Raw genomic sequence first — 17,678 nt, 5'->3', positions numbered from 1 at the left:
AAACATATAGATATTTAGATGGGATGGTGTATGACATGAAAAACTGTCTAAAGGTAGTGACAATCGGAGGGGGCTCAAGTTATACTCCGGAGTTAATAGAAGGTTTTATTAAAAGACATGATGAATTGTCAGTGAAAGAGTTATGGCTGGTTGATATAGAAGAAGGAAAAGAAAAATTAGAAATAGTAGGTAGTCTAGCTAAAAGAATGGTTAAAAAAGCTAATATAGATATGGAGATACATCTTACGCTAGATAGAAGAGAGGCTCTAAAAGATGCTGACTTTGTAACTACACAACTTAGAGTAGGTTTACTTGATGCTAGAATAAAAGATGAAAGCATACCACTATCTCATGGATTAATAGGTCAAGAAACAAATGGGGCAGGAGGGCTGTTCAAAGCTCTTCGTACAGTACCAGTAGTGTTTGATATAATAAAAGATATAGAAGAATTATGTCCAAATGCATGGTTAATTAATTTTACTAATCCAACGGGGATAATAAGTGAAGCAGTATTTAAATATACAAACTTTAAAAAATATATAGGTCTTTGTAATGTACCAATACATTTAAAAAATGATGTAGCCAAATTATTTGAAGTAGAATCAGATAGAATTTATATGGAATTTGGTGGACTTAATCATATGGTATATGGATTAAAAGTTTGCTTAGATGGAAAAGACGTAACAAAGGAAGCAATTGAAAGATTTATAACTACAAAAATTAGTATGGAAAATATAAAAGCTATCGATTTTAATCCAGAGTTTGTAAGAGCTTTGGGGGCAATACCTTGTCCATATCATAGATATTATTATAAGACTAAAGAAATGTTACTGGAAGAATTAGAAGAATTTAAAAAAGGAAAAGCTAGGGGACAGGTAGTTAAAGAACTAGAAGAACAGCTATTTGAACTTTATAAAGATGAGAACTTAGATATTAAACCACCACAATTAGAAAAAAGAGGTGGAGCATACTATAGTGATGCAGCATGCAATTTAATAAGTTCAATATATAATGATAAACAAGATATTCAAGTAGTAAATACTTTAAATAATGGTGCCATAAGAAACTTTAAAGATAATCAAGCTGTAGAAGTAAGTAGTATAATAACTTCCCAAGGTCCAAAACCACTTTCAATAGGATACCTTCCTGAATGTACTGATGGATTAGTAAGCCAAATTAAGAGCTTTGAATCTCTGGCAGCAAAAGCAGCTGTAACTGGGGATTACGAAACTGCATTACTGGCTCTTTGTATAAATCCACTAATACCTTCTGATGATATTGCAAAAGTAGTATTGGATGAAATGATGGAAGCTCACAAAGAATATCTACCACAATTTAATAAGTAGGTGATAAAATGACTAAACTTATAATAAATGCAGATGATTTTGGTTTATCTGAGGGCGTAAATTATGGTATAATTTCAGCATATAAATCTGGTGTAGTTAGATCTACTAGTACTATGGCAAATATGCCATGGTTTGAACATGCCATGGAACTTTTAAAAGAAAATGAAAATTTAGGTTGTGGTGTTCACATGACAATGAGTTGCTATAAGCCAGTACTTTCAAATTTAAAGACTATGGTAGATGAAAATGATTATTTTATAAGAAGAATAACTAATGAAGTAATTGAAAATATGGATTTAGATGAAATATATGAGGAGTTTTGTGCTCAAATTGAAAAGGTTAGAACTAAAACAGATATAACTCATTTGGATAGTCATCATCATGTTCATACTTTAGAAAAACTAAGACCAGTTATAGAAAGAATTTTGGAAAAATATGATTTACCAATAAGAGGTGGATTTGAGTATGATTTTAATTATTCTAAAATTATACCTTTAATAGATACTTTTTATGGTGAAAATGTAAGTTATGATTATTTTATGAAAAAAATTGATCATCTTAAATCATACGAAATAGCTGATATAATGTGTCATCCCGCTTATGTTGATGATTTTCTAATGAAAACAACATCATATTCTATGGCTAGAATTAATGAGCATAAAATATTAACTTCTAAGGACACAAAAGATTTTATACAAGATAATTTTTTACTAACAAATTATAGGGAACTGTAGGTGGAGATAATATGGATGAAAAAATGATTGAAATAACTTTTGGTATTATAGGGTTTGCGGGAGATGCTAAAGGTTTAGCTTTTGAAGCAATAGATGAAGCAAAAAAAGGGAATATAGATATAGCAAGAAAAAAACTTGAAGAATCTAAGGCAGTTATGGTAAAAGCTCACAAATTCCAAACAGAATTAATTCAAAAAGAAGCTAGTGGAGAAAAAACTAATATGAGTGTAATGTTAGTTCATTCTCAAGATCACTTAATGACAAGTATGACATTCCAACAACTAGCAGGAGAATTTGTTGACTTATACGAAAGACTAGATACAAAGTAATTTATTAAATATAAAGTAAAAAGGAATCTACTCAGAGTAGGTTTCTTTTTACTTTATAAGGAAATTATATGTTATTTGTTATGTTGATAACGTATAATTTCCAACTTTGTTATTTGAGCAACGGGCGAAGCCGTTGGTGATATGAAGTGGAGCGCTCACTCAATGGCTTAAAGTGTTTCGCCGACACGTCGCTCAAGCGAAGCGAATTTTTTACTGCAAGAAAATACATTTATTTATATAAAATAAGATAAATAAGTGTAAAAATATAATGATTCAGCATAATAATATATTTTTTAATGAAAGTACTTTCTAAAAAACGAATTTTATTGAAAATATTTTCTTTAAATTATATACTGTATTTAAGATGAAATTAGGGAAGGAGAAAGAGTATGAAGGATAACTTAGAACAATTAAAAAATAATTTAATTGTATCTTGTCAAGCATTACCACATGAACCATTACATTCTTCTTTTATTATGGGGCGCATGGCTAAGGCTGCCAAAGAAGGCGGAGCAGTTGGGATTCGTGCTAATACAAGGGAAGATATAGAAGAAATTCAAAAGAATGTTGATCTTCCTATAATAGGAATAGTAAAGAGAGATTATGAAAATTGTGAGGTGTACATAACACCTACAATGAAAGAAATAGATGAACTTATGGAAGTTAAGCCAGAGATAATAGCGATAGATGCTACATCTAACTTAAGACCATATGGAGTTACTTTAGATGAATTTTATGAAGCTATAAAAACAAAATATCCAAATCAAAAGCTAATGGCAGATTGTTCAACTGTAGAAGAAGCAATACATGCAGATGAACTTGGATTTGATTATATAGGCACTACTTTGGTTGGATATACAAAGCAAAGTCAAAATGATAGGATTGAGGAAAACGATTTTGAAATTCTTAGAGAAATAATTTCAAAGGTTTCAAATAAGGTGATTGCAGAAGGAAATATAGATACTCCACAAAAAGCTAAAAGAGTTTTAGAATTAGGTAGTTATAGTGTGGTAGTTGGTTCCATAATTACAAGACCTCAAAATATAACTAAAAAGTTTATAAATGCTATTGATGAGCTGAAATAATATGTTAATAATTTAAAAATTAAAATATAAGAAAAATATATAGATAAGGGAGATAAAATTATGATGAATAACGCAGATATGAGAGGAATATTTAGTGCACTTTTAGTTTCTTACAATGAAGATGGGAGTATAAATGAAAAAGGAGTACGTCAAATAATCAGACACAACATAGACAATATGAAAGTTGATGGTTTATATGTGGGAGGAAGTACTGGTGAAAACTTTATGCTTTCAACTGAAGAAAAGAAACAAATATTTGAAATAGCAAAAGACGAAGCAAAAAATGAAATAAAATTAATAGCTCAAGTTGGATCTATAAATGTATATGAATCAGTAGAATTAGCTAAGTTTGCTACAGAATTAGGATATGATGCTATATCAGCAGTTACACCATTCTACTATAAATTCTCATTCAATGAAATAAAGGATTACTACAACACAATAATAGATAGTGTAGATAACAGATTAATAATATACTCTATACCATTCTTAACAGGAGTTGATATGAGTGTTGAGCAATTTGGGGAATTATTTGAAAATGAAAAAATAATAGGTGTTAAATTCACAGCAGCAGATTTCTACTTATTAGAAAGACTAAGAAAAGCTTATCCAAATCATTTAATATATGCAGGATTTGATGAAATGATGTTACCTGCTACAGTACTTGGTGTAGATGGAGCTATAGGATCTACATTCAACGTAAATGGTATAAGAGCTAGACAAATATTCGATTTAGCTAAAGAAGGTAAAATAGAAGAAGCTAGAGAAATACAACATGTAACTAATGATTTAATAAGTGCTATCCTTTCAAATGGATTATATGCAACATTAAAAGAGTTATTAAAATTAAGTGGTGTAGACGCAGGATACTGTCGTAAGCCAATGGCTTTAACTACAGATGCTCAAGTAGAAGAAGCTAAAAATATATTTGATAAATATGTAAAATAAAGATAGTTATTTAATGAATAGTTAAAGCAAAGTTAAAGGAAAAGTATTAGCTAAATTTAAATAAATACTTTTCCCTAAAATATATTGATAAATACTCTTAGGGGAGGAAAATAATATGGGATTTACCACAATAGATTTTATTATACTAGTAGTATATTTAGCAGCAGTATTATTTGCAGGGCTGCATTTTTCTAAAAAAGATATGCAAGGAAAAGAGTTCTTCAAAGGTGATGGAACTATTCCTTGGTGGGTAACAAGTGTTTCAATATTCGCAACGTTACTTAGCCCAATTTCATTTTTATCACTAGCTGGTAACTCTTATGGTGGAACTTGGATATTATGGTTTGCACAATTAGGTATGCTAATAGCTATACCTATAACGATAAAGTTCTTCTTGCCGATTTATAGTAAGTTGGGAATAGATACGGCTTATCATTATTTAGAGTTAAGATTTGATAGTAAGGCTTTAAGGGTACTTGGAGCATTAATGTTTATAGTATATCAAATAGGTAGAATGTCAATCATAATGTATTTACCATCAATGGTACTTGCTAACTTAACAGGAATAAATGTGAATATATTAATAATAGTAATGGGAGTAATAGCAATAATTTATTCATATACAGGAGGGTTAAAATCTGTTTTATGGACAGATTTTATCCAAGGAAGTGTACTTTTAGTAGGGGTAACGTTTGCTCTAGTTTATTTATTAATTAGTATTGATGGTGGAGCAGGAGCAGTGTTTGAAACTTTAAAACAAGGTAAATTTATAGGCGCAGAAGAGGCTTTATTTGATCCTAATATGTTAAAAACAAGTGTATTTTTAATAGTTGTGGGGGCTGGATTTAATACTTGTTCTTCTTATATCTCAAGTCAAGATATAGTTCAGCGTTTTACAACAACTACAGATACAAAAGAATTAAATAAAATGATGTTAACAAACGGAGCTTTATCAATATTTATAGCTACAGTATTCTATTTAATAGGAACTGGTTTATATGTGTTCTATGGACAAAATCCAGCACTTGCTCAAACAGCTCAACAAGATCAAATATTTGCATCTTATATAGCTTACCAATTACCAGTTGGTATAACAGGGATATTACTTGCAGCAATTTATGCAGCATCTCAATCTACTTTATCTACTGGATTAAACTCAGTGGCAACAAGCTGGACTTTAGATATACAAGAACGTTTAAGTAAAAAAGAAATGAGTTTTGAACAACAAACTAAAATAGCTCAATATGTTTCTTTAGGGGTTGGTATAGTTGCAATAGCAGTTTCTATGATATTAGCAAATGGAGAAATAAAATCAGCTTACGAATGGTTTAATGGATTTATGGGACTAGTACTTGGAGTACTTGGTGGTACATTTGTACTTGGTGTATTTACTAAAGTTGCTAATTCAACTGGAGCTTTTGTAGCCTTTGCAGTTTCAACAATAGCAATTATATTTGTAAAATATAATATGCCAGACGTATCTATATGGTCTTACTCAATTATTACAATAGGTATATCGCTAATAGTAGGAATTCCAGTAAGTTATGTATCTAGAAAATTAAAAAATGATAATACTGTACCAAATAGAGACACAGTAATTTATGAATAATAGGAGGTAGCTATGATATTTGGAAATATAAAAAACTTAAATGAATACAACTATTTACCATCAGATATAAAAAGATGTTTTGAATATGCAGCCTCTAATGATTTGTTAAACTATGAAAAAGGCAGTCATACAATAGATGGAGATAATTTATTTGTAAATATAGTTGAATATGAAACTACTGATGTTGAAAATAGATTTTGGGAAGCTCATAGAAATTATTTAGATTTGCATCTTATGTTAGATGGAAAAGAACAAATAGATGTGAACTTTATAGAAAATATGGAAGAAAAAGAATTTGTTGAAAAAGATGACTTTTTACCTTTAGAAGGTGAGAAAAATGGTCATGTAATACTTGAAAAAGGTGATTTCTTGATTTGTTATCCTAATGATGCTCACAGAACAGCAGTAAAGATAGAAGATTCTCAAAAAATAAAAAAAGCCATATTTAAAATAATTATTGAAAAATAAGTATAAGGAGGGAGTGTAGGTTAGTTTATCTGCACTCCCTAAGTTCGTATATAGAAAGGATCGTATTTATGAAAAATTATGTATGTATAGATGTAGGAGGAACTTCCATAAAATATGGAGTTATAAGTGAAAAATTAGATTTTGTGGTTACAGCTGAAATGGATACAGAAGCCTCAAAGGGTGGACAAAATATATTAAGTAAAATGGTAGAAATAGTAAGTAACTATAAAGATAATTATAAAATAGATGGAATTTGTATTTCTACAGCTGGCATGGTTGATTGTGAAAAAGGAGAAATTATTCATGCATCATCATTAATTCCAAATTATACAGGAACAAAAATAAAAGCAACTTTAGAAGAAAAATTTAATATTCCTTGTGAAGTTGAAAATGATGTGAACTGTGCAGCTCTTGCAGAACATTTTGCAGGTGGAGCTAAGGGAAGCAAGATAAGTTTATGTTTGACAATAGGAACAGGTATAGGTGGAGCAATTATTATAAACAATGAAGTTTATCATGGAGCTTTTGGAAGTGGTGGAGAAGTGGGATATATGAACATGATGGGATCTACTTTTCAGAAACTAGGGGCTAGTAGTGTATTAGTTAAAAAGGTAGCTGAGATGAAAAATATTGATGAGAAAGATATAAATGGAAAGTATATCTTTGATAAAGCTAAAGATGGCGACCCTGACTGTATAAAGGCTATAGAGGAATTAACAGAAGTTTTGGGAGAAGGAATAGCAAATATTTGTTATATAATAAATCCAGAAGTTGTAGTTCTTGGTGGTGGTATAATGGCTCAAAGAGAGTATTTATATGATAAAATAAGAAGTAGTATGGATAAAAACTTAATACCATTTATAGGAGATAAAACAAGGTTAGAATTTGCAGTAAATGAAAACAAAGCAGGAATGCTTGGAGCATATTTTAATTTTATAAATATGCAGAAAAAAAGATAATGAAAGTATTTAAAAGGAAAAAGGGGGAGTATTAATGAAGGAATATCAAAAAAGTATAGTACCTCATATAGAATCATTATATGATAGCTTTACACCTTCAGAAAAAACTATTGCAGATTTCTTCATATATAATATGGAAGAAGTTGATATATCATCTAAAAATTTATCAAAAACACTATTTGTTTCAGAAGCATCCATATCAAGGTTTGCAAAAAAATGTGGTTTTGATGGATACAGACAATTTGCCTATGTGTATAAACAAAGTTTTAAAGAAACTACTCCTAATATAACAGCTAGTTATACAAAACAAGTTTTAGATACTTATCAAGAACTTTTAAATAAAAGCTATGCATTGATAGATGAAAAGCAAATGCAAAGAGTTGTGGAACTTATTTCAAATAAAAAGAGAATTTATACTTATGGAAGAGGAAGTTCAGGACTTGTGGCACAAGAAATGAAGTTAAGGCTTATGAGGCTTGGCGTTAATATGGAAGCAATATCAGATAGTCATATAATGAAGATGAACTCTGTTTTAATGGATGAGGATTGCGTTGTAATTGGAATAAGTGTTAGTGGAAATACTAAAGAAGTAACAAACTCTTTAAAAGAAGCTTCAAATAGAGGGGCTAGTGTAGTCTTGATAACATCCAAGCAAGATGAAGAAATGAAAACCTATTGTGATGAAATTTTATTTATTGCAGTTAAAGAGCACTTAGAAAATGGAAAAGCAATATCTCCACAGTTTCCTGTGTTAGTTATAGTTGATATTTTCTATTCTCATTTCCTTCAAAGTGATAGACTTAGAAAAGAAGAATTACACAGCAATACAATTAATGCTCTTTACAATGAATAAATATACAAAAAAATCAGTAGTCCGATGACTACTGATTTTTTTAAGCGAATTTTGAGTAAGGTCTTTTCCTGAAGCGGTAGCGAAGGTAACTCGTTTGAGTAACGGATTTATCCGAAGTGGTAACGAGGATATATCGTTGACGATATGCTTCTTAATTTTGACGACATGAGCGAAGCGAATTTTTTTATTTTACTTTTGCAAATTCACTCATTAATTCATAGTCATTTTTATTTAAAAGACTAGCAGCTTCTTTATCAAGAATTAGAATTACATCTTTATGGAACTGTAATATAGAAGACGGAACTTCTGGAGTAACTTTTCCATGAACTGTATTATAAATAGCTTCAGCTTTATTTTTTCCACTAGCTAAAAGCATTATTTTTTTACTTTTAAATATTGAACCTGTTCCCATAGTAATTGCTTTTGTTGGAACCTCATCTAAACTATTGAAAAATCTTGCATTAGCTTTTCTTGTAGACTCATCTAAAGTAACTACATGAGTTCCTTTGTTAAAGTTTATAGTTGGTTCATTAAACCCTATATGAGCATTGTTTCCTATTCCTAGAACTTGTATATCTATACCACCATTATCATCAATCATTTGATCATATAAAACACATTCTGTATCTATATCATCTGACATACCATTTGGTATATGTATATTTTCTCTATTTATATTTATATGATTAAATAAATTTTCATCCATAAAGTAATGATAACTTTGGTTATTATCTATAGGAAGTTTATAATATTCATCTAAGTTAAATGTTTTAATTTTTGAGAAGTCAATTAATCCTTCTTCATACATTTTTATTAAATTTTTATACATTCCAACTGGAGTACTTCCAGTAGCAAGACCAAGTATAGATTTTGGTTCTAAAATCATTTGACTCCCTACTATTTGTGCTGCTTTTTTACTTAATAATTCGTAGTTTTCACAAACTATTATTCTCATAATGTATCCCTCCAAAATTTTATAATATATTTATTTATCTAAATTGTTAAAAATGATTTCTCCGTTAGAAATAGTCATATAGCAATTCATTTCATCATCAAATAAAGCTATATCAGCATCTTTGTTTATATCTAAACTACCCTTTGTTTTGTCCATATTTATTGATTTAGCAGGGTTTAGTGAAGCTAAATTTATTGCTTCATTTATAGATAAATTTGTGTTTTTTATAAAATTATAAACTGCTTTATTTAAGTTTAAAACACTTCCAGCAAGGTTACCAGTAGAAAGTCTTGCTGCACCATCTTTTACAAAAACATCTTGGCCACCTAAATCATATTTTCCATCAGCCATACAGCCAGCTCTCATGCAATCTGTGATTAAGATAACTTTGTCTTTACCTTTATTATTTAATACAAATTGGTATAACTGTGGATTAACATGAATATTATCGCAAATTATCTCGCAGTAAACATCACTAGTAAGAGCAGCTCCAACGACACCTAATTCCCTATGATTTAAAGGGGTCATTGCATTAAATAAATGAGTTATATTTGATGCACCAAACTTAATAGCTAGTTTAGCCTCTTCATATGTGGCATTAGTATGAGCTATGGATAAGGTTATATCAGTTTTATCTTTTATTTCTTTTGTGAAATTAAAGTTATCATCAACTTCAGGAGCATAAGAAATTATCTTGATTACATCCACATATTCTTCTATAAAAGGAAAATTAGGTGGTTGAATAAATTTATCACTTTGGGCGCCTTTATATTTACTATTTATAAATGGACCTTCTAAATGAGCACCAAGAATTTGTGCACCATCATACTTTATATTTATAGATTTTTTTATTGTATCAAGGGCTTCATATATATCTTCTTTTGACATAGTCATCGTAGTAGGTAAAAATGAAGTGACACCGTTTGTTTTAATACCATTACCTATAGTTTTTATTGATGTTAAAGACTTATCCATAACATCACAATTGCAACTGCCATGGACATGTATATCAATAAGTCCAGGAGAAACATAGAGACCTTTAGCATCTATTATTTCTATATTTTCTTCTATTTTGTCACAAAATCCTCTGATTTTATTATCAAATAAAAGTATTTTATCTTCAATTATATTATTTTCTGTTAGTATTTTACCATTAATAATAGCTTTCATAATTCCCCCTAAATTATCAGTCTTCGTTAAGTATAATTTCGTATTGATGTTTATCTGTGATAAATAAAGAACTTGTATACTCTAAAACTTCTTCCTCATCAGTAAATACAACCCTATCAATTTTTAATGCTAGAGAATTTAAATCAACATTTAAAAGTTTTGATTGAGATTTATCTAACATAATAGGATTAATTACTTGCTTAGCTCTTTGAGTCTTATGCATATATTTTTCTCTATATAATTTATATAGGGAAATTTTATCTATAAGCTCTTTATTTAAATCTGGGCACATATATTCTGGAATATATATTTTTTCTAGTATGGTAGGATCTTCATCAATAAATCTTACTCTCTCTATTTGGAAAATAAGAGAAGAGTCATCTTTTAATTGCAAGTATTCCTTAATCACATCACTAGGTTTATCTAATTTAAATTTTAATATTTTATTTTTTACTTTAAGCTTTTTCCCCTCAGCTATTTCTGTAAAACCTTGCATTTTTTCATAAGTTAAATTTTGTTTTTTGTATGAAACGAAAGTACCTTTACCTTGTCGTCTTTCTAAGACTCCTTCATTAACTAAGTTAATGATAGCTTTATTGACAGTCATTCTACTTACATTTTGAATCTTACAAATATCTCTTTCAGACATTAAATAATGTCCTTCTTGTAATTCATTATTATTAATCATATCTTTTATTATTTCTATAAGTTGAAGGTAAAGAGGTATCTGTGAATTTTTATCTATCAATTTCATTGTATTTCTCCTCTATGGTATATACCTATTGGTATATACCAATTTTATAATTAAATTATATATTAAATAAGTATAAAAATCAAGGTTATAAAACTTATGTATATGAAAAAAAAGTTTTATGTGTAGTATGCAAATATAGCTTTAAGTAAGGCGAATTTTTTAGAATGCTATTGTTAATAATAAGTATTATTAACTAAGAAAGGAATAAAAAATGAAGAATTCATATTGGATTTTATCCTCAAAAAATAAGGAAAACTATGAAAGTTTAAATAATGATATAAATACAGATTGTTTAATAGTAGGTGGTGGTATAGCTGGGCTTACTACAGCTTATTTATTAGCAAAAGAAAATAAAAAAGTAACTATTGTGGAAGCTGATGAAATTGGATTTGGAGCATCAGGACGAAATACAGGAAAAGTAACTAGTCAACATGGACTTATATATTCTATCATAGAAAAAGAGTACTCTAGTGAAAAAGCCAGACTTTATTATGATGCCAACGAGGAAGGACTAAAACTTATTAAAGATATAATAGAAGAAAATAATATAGATTGTAATTTTAAAGTGGTTCCAAGTTTTGTTTATACTGAAGAAGAAAAATATATTAAAGATATAAAAAAAGAATATGAAATTTGTAATAAATTAAGGATACCTTGTGAGTATATGAATAATATAAAAGATGTTCCTCTAAATATTAAGAGCGCTTTATGTTTTGAAAATCAAGGTCAATTTAATCCTAAGAAATATGTTGATGCTTTAGCAAAAATAAATAAAAAATTAGGTGTGAAAATTTATGAAAATACTCCAGTAGTTGATGTAAATATAGATGAAGAATGTGTAGTTAAATGCGCCAATAATAATATTATTAAAGCGAAGAATTTAATACTAACATCATGTAATGCTTGGTATGATGGATTAAGATTTTTCTTTGCAAAAGAGGAAGCTTCAAGATCTTATTTGCTATGCGGAAAATTAAAAAATAAAATATTAGAAGGTAATTATATTAACGTAGAAAATCCAACAAGAACATTTAGGTCTTGTAAAGATGACAAAGGAAGTGATCTTTTAATAGCTGGAGGACAAGATCACAAAACAGGAAAATGTATCAAAGAATGTGATAATTTTAAAGCAATAGAAGGATTTGCAAAAGAAACTTTTGATGTGGAAGAAATTATAGGGAGTTGGTCTACACAAGACTATGTATCTTTTGATAATATACCTTTTATGGGAAGAATTAATAATGAAAAAAATAATGTATATATAATAACAGGTACTAGCAAGTGGGGACTTAGTAATAGTAGTGCAGGAGCTATTTTAATTAAAGATTTAATAACTAAAAACTCCTCTAAATATGAAGCATTATATAATCCAAGTCGCTTAAAAAGTTATTTAAACATGAAGTTTTTAGAAAATAATATGGAAGTTGCAATTGACTATATAAAAGGTAAATTTATATCAGGAAGCAGTGAATTACCTAAGAAAGAAGAAGGAAAAACTATAAGTATACATGGTAAAAGATATGGAGCTTATAGAGATAAAGACGATCATTTATATATAGTAGATATTACTTGTACTCACTTAGGTTGTGAACTTACCTTTAATAGTGGTGAAAAAACATGGGACTGTCCTTGTCATGGAAGTAGATTTTCTTATAAAGGAGATATTTTAAATGGACCAGCTTTAAGACCTCTAAAAACTTATGGTGAAGGTAAAAATAAAATTGATCCTAAAATATTATAATTATAAGGACTAACAATATGAAAAAAATAAATTTACTAAAGATATTAAATATACTACTTTATGTATTTTATGGTATATCTGTAGTTTACTTAATATACATTAAAAAATATAACTATGCAGCTATTTGTACAGGATGTATCATAGCAACTTACATTCTTAGAATTGGGAATAAAAAGTTTGACTATTTATTTAATGATATGTTAATAATTATGCTTGATTTATTTATATTATTTTCTCTTGTCCTTGGAACTTCTTATGGACTATACAAAATAAATTATTATGATGATGCATTACATATATGGTCGGGTGCTATTGGAAGTGTGGTTGCATATACAGTTATTAATGTATGTACAAAACAAGAAGACAGAAAAAAAATAAAAAAGGCTTTCTTCTTTATTTTTATTTTTATGTTTAGTTTAGGAATATCAAATTTATGGGAAATTTTAGAATTTTCTTTAGACGTATTATTTAAAATAAATTGTCAAGCAGGCGGTCTAAAAGACACAATGATAGATATGATAGATGGTTTAATTGGAACAATAGTAATTACTCCTTTTTTATTACGAAAGTTATAAATAAATTTAAAAATTCATGAAAATTTCATATTACTTTCTATTTCTATTCACACAAAAAAAATTATATGTTGTAATATATAGATAAGAAATAAATTTAGGAGGATCCAAATGTCTCAAGACAAACTAAACAAAGAAAATGAAAACATTGATGGTGTTAAAACTAAAGAAGAGACTGTAAATCATTCACATAAAGATAATAGTGAAACAAAAGAAGGTAAATTAAAAAAATACATAGATGGTAAAAGAGGTAAGACAATTTTATCTATGTTATTTGTAGCAATTATAGGAATAGGTGCAGGTTTTTATGTAGGAACAGATGTGGGAAGAAACTTGCCAGCTACTCATAAATCTTATACAAAGTCACAAGTATTAGCCAGTGTTGGAGATGTTAAAATAACAGGTGAAGATTTTTCAAAGAGAATGGAGCCATACTTCTACTACCAAGGTTTAAAGAAGTTATCAAATGAAGAAATTGAATCACAAGAAGTTAATACAATAAATTATATGACAAATTTGGAAGCCTTATATAAAGCAGGAAAAGAGGCAAAGATTACAGTAACTAATGATGAAGTAGATAGTAATTACTCTAAAACTATGTCATCAATAGAATCATCATTTAATTTAACAGAAGATGAGTTTTTAAAAAGATTTGATTTAACTAAGGATTATATCAAAGAAAGTTTAAAGAAAGAAATGGTAGCTACTAAGTATTTACAAGATAATTCTGAAGTAAGTGAAAAAGAAGCAAAAAATTATTACAATAACAATAAAGAAGAATTCTTTGAGATAAGAGCATCTCATATTTTAATAAGTAATTATGATGAAGAGGGCAATGAAGTAAGTGATGATAAAAAGAAAGAAAATAAAGCGTTGGCAGAAAGACTACTTAAGAGAGCTTTAAATGGAGACAGTTTTGATGATTTAGCTCTAGAAAATACGGATGATACTTATACTGCTAGTAGTGGTGGTGATTTAGGATATTTCACTAAAGGACAAATGGATGAAAGCTTTGAAGATGCAGCATTTTCTTTAAAGGTAGATCAAATTTATCCTAAAGTTGTGGAAACTAATTATGGATATCATATTATTAAAAAGACTGGTGAACGATACGGTGATTTTGATGATGAGAAAGAATCTCTTATAAAAACTTTAAGTAATAATAAACAAAGTACATTATTAGAAGATGCTTTAGAAAAATATGATGTAAAAGTAAATATGTAAATTTTTATGAAGGATCATTTATTGATAAGATCTAATAACTTTGATATTATTATTGTGTATTATAAAGGGAGGGGTTTATATGATAATAAGAAAATCACAAATAAGAAAAGATGAATCTAATTTAAAAGATGGTAAAGGTTTAGTTAAAAGGGAATTTATTGTTGAAGGTGATGATTTAAGGGGAAAGGCAAAACTATTTTCAAAAATAATTATACCAGTAGGATGTTCTATAGGCATGCATGATCATGTGGACGATTTTGAAATTTACTACATACTAAAAGGTAAAGGTAAAGTTTTAGACAATGATGAGTTTGTAGAAGTAAACGAAGGTGATGCAATATATACTGCTGATGGAAATAAACACTGTATAGAAAATATAGGTATTGAAGATTTAGAATTTATAGCAGTTGTAATAAATGAGTAATAAAAAACTCTAGGATATTCCTAGAGTTTTTTTATTCTAAACGCAAATTTCCTCTTATATGTGATAAAATTTTATTATCATATATTAAAGATTTTTAAAGTTTAAATATACATTTTAAAAAAAAATGTTATAATAGTAAATAGTGTTATTTTTAATGTAATATGGAGGATTTAAATGAGCAATACAAAATCACAAATAAAAGATATAATAATGGATTTCTCAAATGAAAATTTAAACAGAAATTTTACTCAAAAGAGTGTGGAAATCCTAGACAGATTAGAAGATGCAAATGCAGAAATATTAGGTACTTCAAGAACTGATATATGGGCTGCTTCTATATTAAACATAGTATTAGATATGAACGGAGTATTTAACAAAAAACATCCAATGTACATGACAAAGAAAGATTTCTCTCAAAAAATAGGAGTATCAGCAGGAACGATAAAAAATAAAGCTGAAGCTGTTAAAGAAATCTTAAACTTAGAAGAAAATGATCAATCAGTAATAGTATATTCTACTAATGAGACGACTGAAACTGTAGAAGAAAAAGAAGTAGTAGCTAAAGAAGAAGTTGTAGTAACTACTGAAGCACCAGTAAAAGACGAAAAGCAACAAATATATCAAAACTTCATGAAGTTAGCTCATGAATCTAATGATTTTAAAGTTAAAGTTGAAAACTTTGAAAATGCTATAAAAGTAGCAGTAGAAATGATAGCAAATAACGGTGAAGTTGTATATTGGGAAGATGAAATAACAAAACCATATATGATAGCTTTACAAGATTTAGGAAATTTATTTAATGATAATAAAGATTATGATTCGGCTAAGAGAGTATACGAATTATTATTAAATTTAAACCCACTAGATCATCAAGGAATAAGATATAAATTAATAAATATACTTATCGAAAAAAATGATAGAAAAGAAGTAAATGACTTGTTTGCAAGATACAAAGATGATAAAAGTGCAACATGGTCATATAGTAAAGTTTTATACTACTATAAAAATAAAAATATGTTTATGGCAAAAGATGCATTAAAAGATGCAGTTAACCGTAATAAATATATAGCATTAAAATTAATAAAATGGACAGCTTTTATGCAAATGTCAGGTGTATATATAAACCCTGTATTATTTAACGAAGCAAACTTCTACTGTGAAGAGTCAATAAGTTTATGGAAAAACACTAAAGGTTCTATAGATTGGTTATTAAAAAATGTATTAAAAAAATAAGGCTGTGATTACACAGCCTTATTTTTTTATAAGCAACAGACAAAGTCGTTGCGCCATAAAGTGTTTCGCCGACATAGTCGCTTAGGCGAAGTGAATTTTATATATCAAGCTTTAAGTCACCAGGCTTTATTAAATTCTTACTTCTCATAAACTTAGCTATGATAATAGTTGTAATAGCTGGTAAAATAAAATTAAGAAGTAAAATCCCTAGCCACATCATAGAACCACCCTTTCCAGCAGCTTCCATGGCAGTAACAGTACCAAATTGACCTACAAAACCACAAGTACCCATACCAGAACCTATTGGAATATTCTCCATTTTAAATATAGTAGTAGATAATGGACCAATAATAGCAGAAGCTAATGTTGGAGGTATCCAAATTTTCCAGTTCTTTATTATGTTTGGCATTTGTAGCATAGAAGTTCCAATCCCTTGGGCAAATAATCCACCCATTCCATTTTCTTTATAGCTCATTACTGCAAAACCAACCATTTGGCAACAACATCCTACTGTTGCGGCACCACCAGCTAGTCCACTAAGGTCTAACATTATGCAAATAGCTGCACTACTAATTGGTAGAGTTAAAGCTATTCCTACTAATACAGCAACTAATGCTCCCATAAATATAGGTTGCATTTCTGTTGCTTTCATAATCAAGCTTCCAAATGTTGTCATAAACGCAGATACAGCAGGACCGGTAAACTGAGCAACTAATACTCCAACTAAAATAGTTACAGCAGGAGTAACTAGTATATCAATTTTTGTTTCTTTTGAAACGATTTTACCAATTTCTACTGCAAAAATAGTTGCTACAAAAGCACCAACAGGTCCTCCAAGTTCATTTCCACAAGCACCAACTAAAGCACAAGAAAACATAACTAAAGGAGGTGCTTGAAGCCCATAAGCAATGGCAACAGCAATAGCAGGACCTGTAACTTGTTTAGCAAGTGGATTAATCACATCTGTAAATAGACTGATTCCCAATTTATCTCCTAAAGTATTAAAAATTGTACCTATTAATAAAGAAGCAAAAAGACCAAGAGCCATATAACTTAAGGCATCAACTAAATATCTTTGAACGGATATTTCAATATTTTTATCTTTAGCGAATTGTTTTTTACTTCGTCTACTTTTAACTTTCCCCATTATAAATCTCCCTTCAACAAAAATCACCTTTACAAATATTATAATTAGTTTTATTTTTATATACAAATATTATTAATAATTTAACATAAAAATCTTTAGTTTTAAAAAACGTAATAATGATAATAAT

Annotated in this window: 18 protein-coding genes; 14 read left to right on the top strand and 4 right to left on the bottom strand. The window is 28.6% G+C overall.

Annotated elements, in window-relative coordinates; translation table 11 throughout:
* Positions 1 to 35 precede the first annotated feature (35 nt).
* The 9 genes from QX51_RS03925 (at position 36) to QX51_RS03885 (ending at position 8,331) form a co-directional block, all read left to right on the top strand.
* The gene (locus QX51_RS03925) at positions 36 to 1,346 is read left to right on the top strand and encodes a 6-phospho-beta-glucosidase (RefSeq protein ID WP_039678612.1); all 1,311 of its coding nucleotides are present in this window, start codon (positions 36 to 38) and stop codon (positions 1,344 to 1,346) included.
* Between the two features lie 8 nt (positions 1,347 to 1,354).
* On the top strand, positions 1,355 to 2,080 hold the full coding sequence (gene chbG / locus QX51_RS03920) for a chitin disaccharide deacetylase (RefSeq protein WP_039678611.1): 726 nt from the start codon (positions 1,355 to 1,357) through the stop codon (positions 2,078 to 2,080).
* Positions 2,081 to 2,091: 11 nt separating this feature from the next.
* Positions 2,092 to 2,409 (top strand): PTS lactose/cellobiose transporter subunit IIA, encoded by a 318-nt coding sequence (locus tag QX51_RS03915; protein ID WP_039678610.1) that lies wholly within the window; start codon positions 2,092 to 2,094, stop codon positions 2,407 to 2,409.
* A gap of 389 nt (positions 2,410 to 2,798) precedes the next feature.
* Positions 2,799 to 3,494, top strand: a complete 696-nt coding sequence (locus QX51_RS03910) for an N-acetylmannosamine-6-phosphate 2-epimerase (protein ID WP_039678609.1) — start codon at positions 2,799 to 2,801, stop codon at positions 3,492 to 3,494.
* A gap of 63 nt (positions 3,495 to 3,557) precedes the next feature.
* On the top strand, positions 3,558 to 4,442 hold the full coding sequence (locus QX51_RS03905) for an N-acetylneuraminate lyase (RefSeq protein ID WP_039678621.1): 885 nt from the start codon (positions 3,558 to 3,560) through the stop codon (positions 4,440 to 4,442).
* Between the two features lie 115 nt (positions 4,443 to 4,557).
* Complete coding sequence (locus QX51_RS03900) at positions 4,558 to 6,051, top strand: sodium:solute symporter family protein (RefSeq protein ID WP_039678608.1); 1,494 nt, start codon at positions 4,558 to 4,560, stop codon at positions 6,049 to 6,051.
* Positions 6,052 to 6,063: 12 nt separating this feature from the next.
* Complete coding sequence (locus QX51_RS03895; RefSeq protein WP_039678607.1) at positions 6,064 to 6,519, top strand: NanQ anomerase/TabA/YiaL family protein; 456 nt, start codon at positions 6,064 to 6,066, stop codon at positions 6,517 to 6,519.
* Between the two features lie 68 nt (positions 6,520 to 6,587).
* The gene (locus tag QX51_RS03890) at positions 6,588 to 7,478 is read left to right on the top strand and encodes an ROK family protein (protein ID WP_039678606.1); all 891 of its coding nucleotides are present in this window, start codon (positions 6,588 to 6,590) and stop codon (positions 7,476 to 7,478) included.
* A 34-nt stretch (positions 7,479 to 7,512) separates the two neighbouring features.
* On the top strand, positions 7,513 to 8,331 hold the full coding sequence (locus QX51_RS03885) for a MurR/RpiR family transcriptional regulator (RefSeq protein WP_039678605.1): 819 nt from the start codon (positions 7,513 to 7,515) through the stop codon (positions 8,329 to 8,331).
* A 184-nt stretch (positions 8,332 to 8,515) separates the two neighbouring features.
* Here QX51_RS03885 and nagB read toward each other — a convergent pair whose 3' ends face one another.
* Genes nagB through QX51_RS03870 form a run of 3 tightly spaced genes read right to left on the bottom strand, consistent with a single transcriptional unit; the run spans position 8,516 to position 11,210 of the window.
* A complete protein-coding gene (nagB, locus tag QX51_RS03880) occupies positions 8,516 to 9,286 on the bottom strand; it encodes a glucosamine-6-phosphate deaminase (protein ID WP_039678604.1) in 771 nt (256 codons plus the stop codon).
* Between the two features lie 30 nt (positions 9,287 to 9,316).
* Positions 9,317 to 10,456 carry an N-acetylglucosamine-6-phosphate deacetylase gene (gene nagA, locus QX51_RS03875; RefSeq protein ID WP_039678603.1) on the bottom strand — a complete coding sequence of 380 codons (1,140 nt, stop codon included), beginning with the start codon at positions 10,454 to 10,456 and terminating at the stop codon, positions 9,317 to 9,319.
* Positions 10,457 to 10,472: 16 nt separating this feature from the next.
* A complete protein-coding gene (locus tag QX51_RS03870) occupies positions 10,473 to 11,210 on the bottom strand; it encodes a GntR family transcriptional regulator (protein WP_039678602.1) in 738 nt (245 codons plus the stop codon).
* 211 nt (positions 11,211 to 11,421) lie between these two features.
* Here QX51_RS03870 and QX51_RS03865 point away from each other — a divergent pair, with 211 nt between their 5' ends.
* The 5 genes from QX51_RS03865 (at position 11,422) to QX51_RS03845 (ending at position 16,404) form a co-directional block, all read left to right on the top strand.
* Positions 11,422 to 12,951: an FAD-dependent oxidoreductase gene (locus QX51_RS03865; RefSeq protein ID WP_039678601.1), complete on the top strand. Its 1,530-nt coding sequence runs from the start codon at positions 11,422 to 11,424 to the stop codon at positions 12,949 to 12,951.
* A 17-nt stretch (positions 12,952 to 12,968) separates the two neighbouring features.
* Entirely contained in the window at positions 12,969 to 13,526 is a 558-nt protein-coding gene (locus QX51_RS03860) for a DUF2238 domain-containing protein (protein ID WP_039678600.1), read from the top strand.
* 108 nt (positions 13,527 to 13,634) lie between these two features.
* Positions 13,635 to 14,747 carry a peptidylprolyl isomerase gene (locus QX51_RS03855; protein ID WP_039678599.1) on the top strand — a complete coding sequence of 371 codons (1,113 nt, stop codon included), beginning with the start codon at positions 13,635 to 13,637 and terminating at the stop codon, positions 14,745 to 14,747.
* A 79-nt stretch (positions 14,748 to 14,826) separates the two neighbouring features.
* Positions 14,827 to 15,171, top strand: a complete 345-nt coding sequence (locus tag QX51_RS03850) for a cupin domain-containing protein (protein ID WP_039678598.1) — start codon at positions 14,827 to 14,829, stop codon at positions 15,169 to 15,171.
* Between the two features lie 174 nt (positions 15,172 to 15,345).
* Positions 15,346 to 16,404 carry a DUF6398 domain-containing protein gene (locus tag QX51_RS03845; protein ID WP_039678597.1) on the top strand — a complete coding sequence of 353 codons (1,059 nt, stop codon included), beginning with the start codon at positions 15,346 to 15,348 and terminating at the stop codon, positions 16,402 to 16,404.
* A 97-nt stretch (positions 16,405 to 16,501) separates the two neighbouring features.
* Here the strand turns inward: QX51_RS03845 and QX51_RS03840 are convergent, their stop codons facing one another.
* On the bottom strand, positions 16,502 to 17,551 hold the full coding sequence (locus tag QX51_RS03840) for a PTS sugar transporter subunit IIC (RefSeq protein WP_039678596.1): 1,050 nt from the start codon (positions 17,549 to 17,551) through the stop codon (positions 16,502 to 16,504).
* Positions 17,552 to 17,678: the final 127 nt, after the last annotated feature.

Origin of the sequence: Terrisporobacter othiniensis (assembly GCF_000808015.1) — a bacterium.
Classification (GTDB): Bacteria; Bacillota; Clostridia; order Peptostreptococcales; family Peptostreptococcaceae; genus Terrisporobacter; species Terrisporobacter muris.
This window is presented reverse-complemented; position numbering and strand designations above follow the sequence as displayed.

Coding starts and splice junctions, on each gene's coding strand:
- QX51_RS03860 (WP_039678600.1), top strand. CDS start 12,969: ATGAAAAAAATAAATTTACTAAAGATATTAAATATACTACTTTATGTA.
- QX51_RS03870 (WP_039678602.1), bottom strand. CDS start 11,210: ATGAAATTGATAGATAAAAATTCACAGATACCTCTTTACCTTCAACTT.
- QX51_RS03850 (WP_039678598.1), top strand. CDS start 14,827: ATGATAATAAGAAAATCACAAATAAGAAAAGATGAATCTAATTTAAAA.
- QX51_RS03900 (WP_039678608.1), top strand. CDS start 4,558: ATGGGATTTACCACAATAGATTTTATTATACTAGTAGTATATTTAGCA.
- QX51_RS03845 (WP_039678597.1), top strand. CDS start 15,346: ATGAGCAATACAAAATCACAAATAAAAGATATAATAATGGATTTCTCA.
- nagB (WP_039678604.1), bottom strand. CDS start 9,286: ATGAGAATAATAGTTTGTGAAAACTACGAATTATTAAGTAAAAAAGCA.
- QX51_RS03855 (WP_039678599.1), top strand. CDS start 13,635: ATGTCTCAAGACAAACTAAACAAAGAAAATGAAAACATTGATGGTGTT.
- QX51_RS03910 (WP_039678609.1), top strand. CDS start 2,799: ATGAAGGATAACTTAGAACAATTAAAAAATAATTTAATTGTATCTTGT.
- QX51_RS03885 (WP_039678605.1), top strand. CDS start 7,513: ATGAAGGAATATCAAAAAAGTATAGTACCTCATATAGAATCATTATAT.
- QX51_RS03915 (WP_039678610.1), top strand. CDS start 2,092: ATGGATGAAAAAATGATTGAAATAACTTTTGGTATTATAGGGTTTGCG.
- QX51_RS03925 (WP_039678612.1), top strand. CDS start 36: ATGAAAAACTGTCTAAAGGTAGTGACAATCGGAGGGGGCTCAAGTTAT.
- QX51_RS03865 (WP_039678601.1), top strand. CDS start 11,422: ATGAAGAATTCATATTGGATTTTATCCTCAAAAAATAAGGAAAACTAT.
- nagA (WP_039678603.1), bottom strand. CDS start 10,456: ATGAAAGCTATTATTAATGGTAAAATACTAACAGAAAATAATATAATT.
- QX51_RS03895 (WP_039678607.1), top strand. CDS start 6,064: ATGATATTTGGAAATATAAAAAACTTAAATGAATACAACTATTTACCA.
- QX51_RS03840 (WP_039678596.1), bottom strand. CDS start 17,551: ATGGGGAAAGTTAAAAGTAGACGAAGTAAAAAACAATTCGCTAAAGAT.
- QX51_RS03905 (WP_039678621.1), top strand. CDS start 3,558: ATGAATAACGCAGATATGAGAGGAATATTTAGTGCACTTTTAGTTTCT.
- QX51_RS03890 (WP_039678606.1), top strand. CDS start 6,588: ATGAAAAATTATGTATGTATAGATGTAGGAGGAACTTCCATAAAATAT.
- chbG (WP_039678611.1), top strand. CDS start 1,355: ATGACTAAACTTATAATAAATGCAGATGATTTTGGTTTATCTGAGGGC.